General features: G+C 58.5%; 10 protein-coding genes. 9 read left to right on the forward strand and 1 reads right to left on the reverse strand.

The features are described 5' to 3' along the window. The 9 genes from PI91_RS08190 (at nt 1) to PI91_RS08230 (ending at nt 12,121) form a co-directional block, all read left to right on the forward strand. A complete protein-coding gene (locus PI91_RS08190) occupies nt 1-1,032 on the forward strand; it encodes an ABC transporter ATP-binding protein (RefSeq protein ID WP_023343527.1) in 1,032 nt (343 codons plus the stop codon). Between the two features lie 149 nt (nt 1,033-1,181). Beyond that, nucleotides 1,182-1,457: a DUF1471 family periplasmic protein YahO gene (yahO, locus tag PI91_RS08195; RefSeq protein WP_021241596.1), complete on the forward strand. Its 276-nt coding sequence runs from the start codon at nt 1,182-1,184 to the stop codon at nt 1,455-1,457. Nucleotides 1,458-1,642: 185 nt separating this feature from the next. Continuing rightward, a complete protein-coding gene (locus tag PI91_RS08200; RefSeq protein WP_039265887.1) occupies nt 1,643-3,826 on the forward strand; it encodes a TonB-dependent siderophore receptor in 2,184 nt (727 codons plus the stop codon). A 126-nt stretch (nt 3,827-3,952) separates the two neighbouring features. Next, nucleotides 3,953-5,926, forward strand: coding sequence for a PhoX family phosphatase (locus PI91_RS08205; RefSeq protein ID WP_039265888.1), 1,974 nt, complete (start codon nt 3,953-3,955; stop codon nt 5,924-5,926). 103 nt (nt 5,927-6,029) lie between these two features. Further along, entirely contained in the window at nt 6,030-7,418 is a 1,389-nt protein-coding gene (gene pheP / locus PI91_RS08210; protein WP_023343530.1) for a phenylalanine transporter, read from the forward strand. A gap of 244 nt (nt 7,419-7,662) precedes the next feature. Continuing rightward, entirely contained in the window at nt 7,663-8,898 is a 1,236-nt protein-coding gene (locus PI91_RS08215; RefSeq protein WP_032663994.1) for an MFS transporter, read from the forward strand. Nucleotides 8,899-8,913: 15 nt separating this feature from the next. Then, nucleotides 8,914-9,939, forward strand: coding sequence for a sugar phosphate isomerase/epimerase (locus tag PI91_RS08220; protein ID WP_039265890.1), 1,026 nt, complete (start codon nt 8,914-8,916; stop codon nt 9,937-9,939). Next, nucleotides 9,932-11,074, forward strand: coding sequence for a Gfo/Idh/MocA family protein (locus tag PI91_RS08225; RefSeq protein WP_039265891.1), 1,143 nt, complete (start codon nt 9,932-9,934; stop codon nt 11,072-11,074). The genes PI91_RS08220 and PI91_RS08225 overlap by 8 nt, the downstream gene beginning before the upstream one ends. Before the next feature lie 75 nt (nt 11,075-11,149). Beyond that, nucleotides 11,150-12,121 carry a LacI family DNA-binding transcriptional regulator gene (locus tag PI91_RS08230; protein WP_039265893.1) on the forward strand — a complete coding sequence of 324 codons (972 nt, stop codon included), beginning with the start codon at nt 11,150-11,152 and terminating at the stop codon, nt 12,119-12,121. On the opposite strand, the gene PI91_RS08235 is transcribed toward PI91_RS08230, so the two are convergent. Next, on the reverse strand, nt 12,122-13,366 hold the full coding sequence (locus PI91_RS08235; protein ID WP_021241588.1) for a mechanosensitive ion channel family protein: 1,245 nt from the start codon (nt 13,364-13,366) through the stop codon (nt 12,122-12,124). Between the last annotated feature and the right edge of the window lie 33 nt (nt 13,367-13,399).

Genomic DNA, 13,399 nt, shown 5'->3' on the forward strand with positions numbered 1-13,399 from the left:
ATGCTTGAATTAACCGCCATTTCTAAATCGTTTGCTGATGTGCAGGTGCTCGACAGCTTAAACCTGAGCGTTGCGCCGGGGAGCAGAACGGCCATTGTCGGGCCGTCGGGGTCAGGTAAAACCACGCTGCTGCGTATTCTTGCCGGGTTTGAGACGCCCGACACCGGTCGTATTGTTATGCAGGGGAGAACCCTGTTTGATGAAAACCGTTTTGTCCCTGCCCACCAGCGCGGGATCGGTTTTGTGCCGCAGGAGGGCGCGCTGTTCCCCCACCTCAACGTGGCAGACAACATTGCCTGGGGGCTGGACGGGACCCGCCACGAAAAACGCCAGCGCGTTGAGGCGCTGATGGAGATGGTTTCGCTGGACAGGCAGCTCGCCACGCACTGGCCTCACGAGATTTCCGGCGGACAGCAGCAGCGCGTGGCCCTTGCCCGTGCGCTGGCCCAGCGTCCTTCACTGATGCTGCTGGATGAACCGTTCTCGGCTCTGGATACTGGCCTGCGCGCCATGACGCGAAAGGCCACGGCCGATCTGCTGGCCGAAGCGGGCGTGGCCTCGATTCTGGTTACCCACGATCAGAACGAAGCGCTCTCCTTTGCCACGCAGGTTGCCGTCATGCGTTCCGGACGCTTCACGCAGGTCGGGACGCCTTATGAGGTTTACACCCGTCCCGTTGACGAAGAGACGGCGCTGTTTCTTGGTGATGCGCTGATCCTGCCTGCGCAGCTCACCGCGGGCTACGCCCTCTGCGCGCTGGGTAAGGTGCCCACAGACAACCCGCTGGCGACAGGGCAGGGCAGAGTGATGCTGCGCCCGGAGCAGCTGAGCGTGACGGCATGCGCCTCACATGAAAGCCCGATCTCCATTCTTGATGTGGATTTTACCGGTCACCTGTCGACGCTCACCCTTGGGCTTACCGGACAGCCGCAGCCCGTCACCCTCAAGACCGTCAGCCAGCCTGGATGGAACCCGGGCACGGCGGTTCGCATTGATATTGCTGGCACCGCGCGTGTATTCGACTATTCTTAATATTCATTAATAATTTCATGCAATGGGTTGTTATAAAAGAATTTTCCAGAATATATGGCATTTCCTGAGATTCTCTACCATGCTCATAAAACCTCACCATCATGCGTGAGGTTTTTCGTAGTTGCTGCTTAATCTCAAGGAAAAAGGTTATGAAAAAGACGACTGCTATTTTGTTGGGAACGGCGTTACTGTTTACGACCAATGCTTTTGCTGCCCAACTGCTGACTAAAAATGAGTTCAAGAAAGTCGAGTCTCAGTATCAAAAAATCGGTACGGTAAGCACCTCAAATGAAGTATCGGTTGATGATGCAAAAAAAGAACTGATTGAGAAAGCCGATAAGCAAGGCGCGGATGTTCTGGTGCTCACCTCAGGTAACACCAACAATAAAATTCACGGTACGGCTAATATCTACAAGAAAAAATAACGTTACTGCAGCCACCCCATTTTGGGGTGGTTGTTCCTCATCCTGTCTCCCCACCTCTTCCTGTTGTTCGCGGTTACGCTTGCTAACGCACGGATAATGCGTATAGTTCTCATTTGCATTGCTATCAATACATTCTAAGGCCTGACAACGGGCTATTTTTGCGCGCACTTTCAAATGAGTTAACGATGAACAACACCAGAATACACAAAACGCTGCTGGCGCTCGCCGTTGGCGCGGTAACGCATTCCGCCTTCGCGGCGGACGATCAAAAAGAAGATACCCTCGTTGTGCACTCTGCACCGGTCAACGATTTCAAACCCGGTGGCGACCAGCTGGTACCGGCCTTCCTTGACGGACGGGTGGCGAACGGTGGGCGTATGGGGATGCTCGGTCAGCAGAACGCCATGGACGTGCCGTTCAACATCATCAGCTACACCTCGAAGCTGGTGGAAGATCAGCAGGCGAAAACCATTGCTGATGTGATCGCCAACGACGCGGGCGTACAGTTCGTTCAGGGGTACGGCAACAGCGCGGAGACCTACCGCATCCGTGGCCTGAAGTTCGACGGTGACGACATGACCTTTGGCGGTCTGTCCGGCGTGCTGCCGCGTCAGGTGGTGGATACGCAGATGGTTGAGCGCATTGAGATCTTCAAAGGGGCAAACGCCCTGATGAACGGCGCGGCGAGCTCGGGCGTGGGCGGGATGATCAACCTTGAGCCAAAACACGCGGGCGAACTCCCGCAGGCGAAAGTGGGCCTGGACTACACCTCCGATTCTCAGATTGGCACCACGCTGGATGCGGGCCGTCGCTACGGCGACAGCGACCAGTTTGGCGCGCGGGTGAACCTGGTCCACCGCGAAGGGGAAACCGGCATACCGAACGACCGCCGCCGCACCACGCTGCTCTCCACCGGTCTGGATTACAAAGGCGACCGTTTCCGCACCTCGCTGGATCTGGGTTATCAGAAGAAAACCTTCAACGGCAGCCCGACCAGCGTCAATATTTCGGCGGTGGATTTCGTGCCCGAGCCGCCGAAAAACGATCGTAACTTCTCGCAGAAGTGGGCCTACAGCAACATCGAAAACGAATTTGGGATGTGGCGCAGCGAGTACGACATCACCGACGGCTGGACCGCCTATACCGGCCTGGGCGCGCAGCACGCGCACGAGGAAGGGATCTACAGCGCGCCGAAGCTGCTGGATAAAAGCGGTAACGCAACGGTCAGCCGCCTTGATACCAACCGCATCAGCGATTCCGTCAGCGGCATGGCGGGCATTCGCGGTAATTTCAATACCGGCTTCGTCTCGCACAAGGTCAACGTTGGCTATTCTGCGATGACCAAAAATGAAAAGATCGCGTGGAAAATGTCGGCGACGAAGGATAACCCGACCACCAACATCTACCACAACACCGGCGTCGATATGCCGGACAGCACCAACCTCAACGGCTCAGGCGGGAAGTACAGCGATCCGCTGACCAGCGGGCGCACCCGCACCCAGGGCTGGCTGCTGAGCGATACCCTGGGCGTGCTGGATGACAAACTGCTGTTCACCGCTGGCGCGCGCCATCAGAAGGTGGTCATTCGCGGGTATAACAAAGTTACCGGTGCGGAAAACGCGGCAGACGGTTTCGACGGCAGCCGCTGGATGCCAACCTACGGCGTGGTCTACAAACCGTGGGAGGAAATTTCCCTCTACGCCAACCACACCGAAGCGCTGCAGCCGGGCAAAACCGCGCCCAACACCGCCACCAACTACGGCCAGAGCACCGGCATTGTTCACTCTAAGCAGAACGAAGTGGGCGTGAAGGCGGACTTTGGCCGCGTGGGCGGATCGCTTGCGCTGTTTGAGATCAAGATGCCGTCGGCGATCCTCGATGCTAACAATCACTATGGCCTGGATGCCGAGCAGCGTAACCGCGGCGTGGAGCTAAACGTCTTCGGCGAGCCGATGCTCGGGATGCGCCTCAACGCCAGCGCCACCTGGCTGCAGGCGGAGCTGACCAAAACCAAAAACGGCGTAAATCAGGGCAACGATGCCATTGGTGTCCCGAACGTCTACGCCGTGCTGGGGGCAGAGTATGACATCAAGCCGATTGATGGCCTGACGGCGACCGCCCGCGTCAACCACTCTGGCGCGCAGTACGCCGATCTTGCCAACACCAAAAAGATCGACAGCTACACCACGCTGGATCTGGGGATGCGCTATCGCTTCGCGGTGAACCACAATGCAAACCAGATGACGGTGCGCGCGGGCATCGACAACGTGACCAATGAAAACTACTGGGCCAGCGTGGACGATGCCGGCACCTACATCACGCAGGGCGAGCCGCGTACCTTTAAGGTCTCGGTTGGCTACGAGTTCTAAGCGTTCCACCTCGTTATCCGGGGCAGGGACGCCCCACACCTCCGCCGTTGTGTTATAAAATTGTAATAAAAGCTTCTTAGACTGGTCGCCGACTCCTTACCTCTTGGCCAATGACAGGAAGCCGCTATGGGCAGACCCCTCAAATCCGTTTTTAAAAAAGAACATCGCGACGACATCGCTAACCGCAGCGCGAACCCGGTATTCTCCGAGGTGGCAGAGGTGTTCCTCTCCCGCCGTCGTTTTCTCCAGATGGGCGCCGTGGCGGGCGCTGCCGTTTCATTCCCCTTTCTGATCAAACCCGAAAATGCGATTGCCGCGGTATCAAAGCCTTCTGCACTGGCAAAAGCGGTTTCCCTGGGCTTTACCAGCATCGACGTCTCCACGGAAGATACGGTAAGGGTGCCGGAAGGCTATATTGCCCGCCCGTTTTATCGCTGGGGGGATCCGACGGGGCTCAAAAACAACATGCCGGCCTTTAAGCCGGATGCCAGCAACACCGCGGACGAACAGGCTGCGCAGGCGGGCATGCATCATGACGGCATGGCGTGGTTTAGCCTGCCGCAGGGGGAGCAAAACCCGGAGCATGGCCTGCTGGCAATGAACCATGAGTACATCGACAACGGGATGCTGTTTACCGACGGTACGGCGAACTGGAGCCTCGACAAGGCCCGCAAGGGGCAGAACGCGATGGGCGTGTCGGTGGTGGAAGTGAAAAAATCGGGCAGCGACTGGCAGGTGGTACGCCCGTCTTCATATGCCCGCCGCATCACCGTCAATACGCCGATGCAGCTTACCGGCCCGGCGCGGCATCAGGACTTAATGAAAACCACCGCCGACCCGCAGGGGGAGCGCGTGCTGGGCACCATGCAGAACTGCGCCAACGGCCATACACCATGGGGCACCTATCTCACCTGCGAGGAGAACTGGTCGGATATTTTTGTCAAAAAAACCGATCTCAACCCGCTGGAAAAACGCTACGGCATCAGCGACAGCGATGAATCCTACCGCTGGAACGAGGTGGACGAGCGATTTAGCGTTGATAAAACCCCTAACGAACCTAACCGCTTCGGCTGGGTCGTGGAGATCGATCCCTACAACCCGACCTCCACGCCGCGCAAGCACACCGCCCTGGGCCGCTTCAAGCATGAGGGGGCGGCCGTCACGCTTGCCGCCGATAGCCGCGTGGTGGTCTATATGGGGGACGACCAGAAGTTCGAGTACGTCTATAAGTTTGTCTCGGACAAAAAATACGATCCCGCGAACCGTGAAGCCAATATGCAACTGCTGACGTCAGGCACGCTGTACGTTGCCCGCTTCAACGAAGACGGGAGCGGCGACTGGCTGCCGCTGATCTTCGGGCAAAAGGGTCTGGATAAGAGCAACGGGTTTGAAAACCAGGGCGATCTGCTGATTAAAACCCGCCTGGCGGCAGACGCGGTGGGGGCAACGAAGATGGATCGCCCCGAGTGGATAGCGGTCGACCCGCACGCCAGCGGCAGCGTCTACTGTACGCTCACCAACAACAGCGATCGCGGGAAGGAGGGTAAGGCACCGGTTGATGCCGCCAACCCGCGCGCTAATAACGTGTTTGGTCATATTATGCACTGGCACGAAGAGGGGGCCGATCCTGCTGCCGCTCGCTTTAAGTGGGATATTCTGGTGATGGGCGGGCGGACCGACAGCGACGATCCGAAGGCTAAAGGTTCCATGCAGGGGGCGGCCTTCGGCAGCCCCGATGGCCTGTCGTTCGATCATCAGGGCGTGCTGTGGATCCAGACCGACGTCTCTTCCAGCACCATCAATAAGAAAGCCTACGAGGGGATGGGCAATAACCAGATGGTGGCCACCATTCCGGGCACCAACGAGTACCGTCGTTTCCTGACCGGACCGCGCGGGTGTGAAATTACCGGGATTGCGTTTACGCCGGATAACCGGACGCTGTTCATCAACATTCAGCATCCGGGGGAGGGCGGGGATGATATCACCGACCCTGCTAACCCTCGCGCTGTTTCCAACTGGCCAGACGCGAACCCGAACGGACGCCCGCGTTCCTCAACGGTGGTCATCGTCAAAGCGGACGGCGGGATCATCGGCTCATAACCTTGCATCGCCGGGGGCATGCCGTGCTCCCGGCGTTAAACTTGCTACCGCCAGCATGAAGTGTTAAAACGTGCCCCTTCTAAAAAAGAGACAGGGGTAGGACGTGAAAGACGCGTCATCCGCTTCAGGCCATGGTAGCGCTGAAGCCTCGTCGGATCAGAATCCAACGCTGCAACGTGGTTTGCAAAATCGACATATTCAGTTAATTGCCCTTGGCGGCGCAATCGGTACCGGGCTCTTTCTCGGCATCGGCCCCGCTATTCAGATGGCCGGTCCGGCGGTGCTGCTGGGTTACGGTATCGCCGGGATTATCGCCTTCCTGATCATGCGCCAGCTTGGCGAGATGGTCGTTGAAGAGCCGGTGTCAGGCTCCTTCGCGCATTTTGCCTATAAATACTGGGGCCCGTTCGCAGGCTTCCTCTCCGGCTGGAACTACTGGGTGATGTTCGTGCTGGTCGGGATGGCGGAGCTGACCGCCGCAGGCATCTATATGCAGTACTGGCTGCCGGACGTGCCCACGTGGATCTGGGCGGCGGCCTTCTTCATCATTATCAACGCCGTTAACCTCGTCAACGTGCGCCTGTATGGTGAAACCGAGTTCTGGTTTGCGCTGATCAAGGTGCTGGCAATTATCGGCATGATCGGCTTTGGCCTGTGGCTGCTGTTCTCCGGCCACGGCGGCGAGCGGGCCACTATCGACAACCTGTGGCAGCACGGCGGCTTCCTGGCGACCGGCTGGAAAGGGCTGATCCTCTCGCTGGCAGTGATCATGTTCTCCTTCGGCGGGCTGGAGCTGATTGGCATCACCGCCGCGGAAGCGCGCGACCCGCATAAAAGCATTCCGAAAGCGGTTAACCAGGTGGTGTACCGTATCCTGCTGTTCTATATCGGCTCGCTGGTGGTGCTGCTGGCGCTCTACCCGTGGGTGGAAGTGAAGTCAGACAGCAGCCCGTTCGTGATGATTTTCCACGATCTCAACAGCAACGTGGTGGCTTCTGCGCTGAACTTCGTCATTCTGGTGGCGTCGCTGTCGGTCTATAACAGCGGCGTTTACTCCAACAGCCGCATGCTGTTTGGTCTCTCCGTGCAGGGTAACGCGCCGAAATTCCTCACCCGCGTCAGCCGTCGCGGCGTGCCGGTGAACTCGCTGTTCCTTTCCGGGGCGATTACCTCGCTGGTGGTGCTGATCAACTATCTGCTGCCGAAAGAGGCCTTCGGCCTGCTGATGGCGCTGGTTGTCGCTACGCTGCTGCTGAACTGGATCATGATCTGCCTCGCGCACCTGCGATTCCGCGCCGCGATGCGCCGCAAGGGGCGCGAAACGCAGTTCAAAGCGCTGCTTTACCCGGCGGGGAACTACCTCTGTATCGCGTTCCTGGCGTTGATTCTGGTGCTGATGTGCACCATGGATGAGATGCGACTTTCAGCAATGCTGCTGCCGGTATGGGTGGTGTTCCTGTTTATCGCGTTTAAGCTCTCACGCAAAAAGTAGCCCGTTTTTCTCCCTCTCCCTGTGGGAGAGGGCCGGGGTGAGGGCAACAGACCGCACCAAACCAGACCGCAACTGCCTTCACGCCCGGTGGCGCTGCGCTTACCGGGCCTACAAAACACTGCTTCATCTTTATCGTGACCCCCCTCCCAAATCTGTTTCGATCCACAGGATCTTTATTTTGTAATCGATTACTTTTCATTTGAATCATTTTGTAATCGATTACTTTTTCCGGGTGAGGCTTATTATGGTGTCAACTGAAAGTAGTGAAAAGACGATAGCGCAGCATCGGCTGCTGGTGCCGCGGCTGTCGCTGATGATGTTTCTGCAGTTTTTTATCTGGGGTAGCTGGTCGGTTACGCTAGGGCTGGTGATGACCCAGCACAACATGTCTCTGCTGATTGGCGATGCGTTCTCCGCCGGGCCTATCGCCTCCATTCTCTCGCCGTTCGTGCTTGGCATGCTGGTGGACCGCTTCTTCGCCTCGCAGAAGGTGATGGCGGTGATGCACCTGGCGGGCGCGGCGATCCTCTGGTTCGTGCCGGGGGCGCTGATTGCCGAGAACGGCGCGCTGCTGATTGGCCTGCTGTTTGGCTACACGCTCTGCTACATGCCGACGCTGGCGCTGACCAACAATATCGCGTTTCACAGCCTGGCAAACGTGGATAAAACCTTCCCAGTGGTGCGCGTGTTCGGCACCATCGGCTGGATCGTGGCGGGCATTTTTATCGGCGTCACCGGCGTGGCGGCAAGCGTTACCATCTTTCAGGTGGCGGCGGCCAGCTCCGTGCTGCTGGCGCTTTACAGCCTGACGCTGCCGCACACGCCTGCTCCGGCGAAAGGCCTGCCGGTGAAGGTGCGCGATCTTTTCTGCGCGGATGCCTTTGCGCTGCTCAAAACCCGCCACTTTTTCGTTTTCTCCGTCTGCGCGATGCTGATCTCCGTCCCGCTCGGCACCTATTACGCCTACACCGCCTCGTATCTGGCGGATGCGGGAATTGCCGACGTCAGCACCGCCATGTCCTTCGGGCAGATGTCCGAGATCGTCTTCATGCTGGTTATTCCGCTGCTGTTCCGCCGTCTGGGCGTGAAGGTCATGCTGCTGATCGGCATGCTGGCGTGGTTTGTGCGTTACGCCATGTTCGCGCTGGGCGTCAGCGAGGAGGGGCGCATTCTGCTGTATCTCGGCATCCTGCTGCACGGCGTCTGCTACGATTTCTTCTTTGTCGTCGGCTTTATCTACACCGACCGCGTGGCGGGCGAAAAGGTGAAAGGCCAGGCCCAGAGCATGATCGTGATGTTCACCTACGGCATCGGCATGCTGCTCGGCTCGCAGATTTCCGGCGCGCTCTATAACCGCCTGGTGGCAGGGCAGACCGTGCCGCAGGCGTGGGTGACATTCTGGTGGATCCCGGCGGTAGCGGCCGCGGCGATCGCGCTGATTTTCCTTCTCACGTTTAAGTATGACGATGACAAGGCGTAACGTTCAGGAGGTGGTATGAGGACGATAAAAGGACCCGGCATTTTTCTGTCGCAGTTTATTGGCGCAGAAGCGCCGTTTAATTCGCTCGACGGGCTGGCTGAATGGGCGGCAGGTAAAGGTTATAAGGCGGTGCAGATCCCCTGCAACCACCCGCATATTTTTGACGTCGAGAAAGCGGCTGAGAGCCAGGCCTACTGCGATGACATCACCGCTAAGCTGGCCGCGCACGGGCTGGTTATCAGCGAACTGTCGACCCATCTGGAAGGGCAGCTTGTCGCGGTAAACCCGATTTACAGCGACGCGTTTGACCACTTTGCGCCCGCTTCCGTGCGCGGTAACGATGCGGCGCGCCGGGCGTGGGCCACGGAGAAGCTGAAGCAGGCGGCGGTCGCCTCGGCCAGATTAGGCCTGAAAGCGCACGCCACCTTCTCCGGCTCGCTGGCCTGGCCGTTTTTCTACCCGTGGCCGCCGTATAACGAACAGCGTTTTCAGGAAGCGTTCGGGGAGCTGGCAAACCGCTGGCGGCCGATTCTGGATACCTTCGACGAGCAGGGGGTGGACGTCTGCTTTGAGCTGCATCCGGGGGAAGATCTGCACGACGGCGTGACCTTCGAGCGTTTTCTGGCGCTGGTGGATAACCATCCGCGCTGCAACATTCTCTATGATCCAAGCCATATGCTGCTCCAGCAGATGGACTATCTGACCTTTATCGACATCTTCCATGCGCGTATTAAAGCGTTCCACGTGAAGGATGCCGAGTTTCGCCCCAGCGGGCGCAGCGGCGTCTACGGTGGTTACCAGCCGTGGATCAACCGCGCCGGACGCTTCCGCTCGCCCGGTGACGGGCAGATCGACTTTAAGGGCATTTTCAGCAAGCTGACCCAGTACGACTACGACGGCTGGGCGGTGCTGGAGTGGGAGTGCTGCCTGAAGGATGGCGATACCGGGGCGAGTGAAGGCAGCGAGTTTATCCGCCGCCACATCATTCCGGTCTCCGGACGCGCGTTTGATGATTTCGCCGCTGGAGGCAAGCATGATTAACGTCGGAATTATCGGCAGCGGGTTTATCGGCCCGGCGCATATCGAGGCGCTGCGGCGTCTCGGATACGTGCAGGTTGTGGCCCTCTGCGACGGCACGCTTGCCAAAGCGCAGGAAAAAGCGCGTCAGCTTAACGTGACGCACGCGTACGGCAGCGTTGAGGAACTGCTCGCGCACCCCGATCTGCAGGTGGTGCACAACTGCACGCCGAACCACCTGCACGCGGAGATTAACCGCCAGATCCTGCGGGCGGGCAAGCACGTGTTTTCCGAAAAGCCGCTGTGCATGACCCCGGACGAGGCGCGCGAGCTGGTGGCGCTGGCGGAGCAGGCGGGCGTGGTGCACGGCGTGAGCTTTGTCTATCGCCAGTTTGCGATGGTGCGCCAGGCGGCGAGCATGATGCGCGCGGGCACCCTCGGGCGGCTGTTCGCCTCGCACGGCAGCTATTTGCAGGACTGGATGCTGCTGGAAACCGACTACAACTGGCGGGTGGATGCCGCGCTCGGCGGCGCGTCGCGGGCGGTGGCGGATATCGGTTCCCACTGGTGCGATACGGTGCAGTTCGTTACCGGGCGGCGCATTACCGAGGTGATGGCTGATTTATCCATCGTCTGGCCGACGCGCAGGGCCAGCAAGGTCGGGAATCAAACCTTCTCCCACGACGAGCAGGCGGAGTATGTAGACAAACCGGTCACGACCGAAGACTTCGGCTCGGTGCTGTTCCGCTTTGACGACGGCAGCAAGGGCTGCTTTAGCATCTCGCAGGTGAGCGCCGGGCGTAAAAACCGCCTGACGTTTGAGATCAACGGCAGCGAGCGCTCGCTGGCGTGGGACCAGGAGGTGCCGCAGCAGCTGTGGATCGGCCATCGCGCGCAGGCCAACCAGACGCTCACCGACGATCCGGGGCTGATGAACCCTGACGTGGCCGACAGCGCCCACTTCCCCGGCGGACATATCGAAGGCTGGCCGGACGCCTTCAAAAATATGATGGCGCAGTTCTACCGCGCCGTGCAGGCGGGCGCGATGCCGGATACGCCGCAGTTTGCGACGTTTCACGATGGCGCAAACGTGATGTATATCGTTGATGCTATTGTGAAAAGCCATCAGCAGCAGCGCTGGGTGCGCGTGGAACAATAACGCGTTGCCCGGTTCGCCGGGCAATAAATTTATGGTAGCCTGCACAAAACGCTAACCGCAGGATGTGTCGTCGCTATGTCAATTCAGAAAATCGCTCAGCTGGCCGGGGTCTCCGTGGCGACGGTCTCCCGCGTGCTGAATAACAGCGACACCGTGAAGGCGAAAAACCGCGAGCGCGTTCTGCGGGCGATTCAGGAGAGCAACTACCAGCCAAACCTGCTCGCCCGTCAGCTGCGCACCGCTCGCAGCTATATGATCCTGGTGATGGTGTCCAACATTGCCAACCCGTTCTGCGCCGAAGTGGTGAAGGGCATCGAAGCCGAGGCGGAGAAAAACGGCTACCGCATTCTGCTGTGCAACTCCGGCTCGGACATCGAGCGCTCCCGCTCGGGCTTAAGCCTGCTCTCCGGCAAAATCGTCGACGGCATTATCACCATGGACGCCTTCTCGAAGCTGCCGGAACTTGCCGCGCTGATTGGTTCTGCACCGTGGGTGCAGTGCGCCGAATATGCCGATGCGGGTGCGGTCTCCTGCGTCGGCATCAACGATGTGGACGCTTCACAGCATGCCGTCAGCCAGCTGGCCGACGGCGGCCGCAAGCGTATCGCGATGATCAACCACGATCTCAGCTACAAATATGCCCGCCTGCGCGAACGCGGCTACAAGAGCGTGATCCACATGCGGGATCTGGACTATCAGGCGGTGGAGTATGCCAGCGATCTCAGCTCCGGGGCGGGCATGGCGGCGATGCAAAACCTGTTAAAAGATAATCCGCCGGATGCGGTATTTGCCGTTTCCGATACGCTGGCGGCGGGCGCGCTGCGCGCCATTCAGCAGGCAGGTCTTCGGGTGCCGGAGGATATTGCCGTGGTCGGCTTTGACGGTACGGAGCTGGCGGACATGATTTCGCTCACCACCATCGAACAGCCGTCGCGGGATATCGGGCGCAAGGCGGTCGATCTTCTCTTAAACAAAATCGACAACCCGGATGCGCCCACGGAAAGAGTGATGATGGACTGGCGCTTTATTTCCCGCGCCAGCACCTGATTATTGCGCGATGACGCCAGCCAGGGAGCGAATATCGTTCCCGGTTGGCGACTGGTGAATACGCAGACCAAATTCATCCACCACCGCGAAAATATGGTCGAAGATGTCGGCCTGAATCTCCTCATATTCCGCCCAGACCACCGTGTTGGTGAAGGCGTATATTTCAATCGGCAAGCCATTCGCATCAGGCGCGAGCTGACGCACCATCAGCGTCATATCTTTACGAATGCGCGGGTGGTTGCGCAGATATTCGTTCAGGTAGGCGCGGAAGGTGCCGATATTGGTCATCTTGCGCAGGTTTAATACCGATTCCCCTTCACCGTTTTTCTGATTCCACAGGCTAATTTCCTCATGGCGCGCGGCCAGATAAGGCTTCAGCAGCTTCGCCTGAATGAGTTTCTGCTGCTCCTGCTCGTCGAGAAAATGAATGCTGGTGGTATCAATGTTCAGGCTGCGCTTAATGCGTCGTCCGCCGGAGGCCGACATGCCGCTCCAGTTGATAAAGGCGTCGGAGACCAGCGCCCACGTCGGAATGGTCGTAATCGTATTATCGAAATTGCGCACTTTCACGGTGGTCAGGCCGATATCCGTCACCGTGCCGTTGGCACCGTATTTCGGCATCTCCAGCCAGTCGCCGAGCTTGAGCATATCGTTGGCGGAAAGCTGGATACCCGCTACAAGTCCAAGTATCGGATCTTTAAACACCAGCATCAGCACGGCGGCCATGGCGCCCAGACCGCTGATCAGAATCGCCGGAGACTGGCCAATCAGCAGGGAGATAATCAATATCCCCACCAGAATGGCGCTCACCAGCTTGATGCCCTGGAAAATCCCCTTCAGCGGCAGCTGCGACGCGGTGGCCATTTTCTGCGACAGATTGAAAATCACGTCCAGCAGCGAGAAGAAGGAGAGCAGGGCATAGACCATCACCCACAGCTTCGCGCAGGTGGTGAGTATTTCCGCCGCTTCGCTGCCCTTTTGCAGCCACAGTACCGCCTGGACGTTGACGATTATCCCCTGCAGGGTAAAGGCCAGACGGTGAAATAATTTATTCTGGGTGATGATCTGCAGCCATAAATGGCTGCTGGCCTGCGCGCGCTTTTCGAATGCGCGAAGTACCCCTTTGTGCAGAATAAAATGAACGATGATGGCGGTAAGAAAAATAATACCAAAGATAATCACTAAAGAGGTGGTGTGATTAATTTCAATGCCTAACTCTTCAACCTGAGCAATCAATTCCTGCATAACGTCTCCTGTATTTTTGCAGCCCCATAATGG

The sequence above is a fragment of the Enterobacter sp. FB genome (genome assembly GCF_000805795.1).
Taxonomy (GTDB): Bacteria; Pseudomonadota; Gammaproteobacteria; order Enterobacterales; family Enterobacteriaceae; genus Enterobacter; species Enterobacter roggenkampii.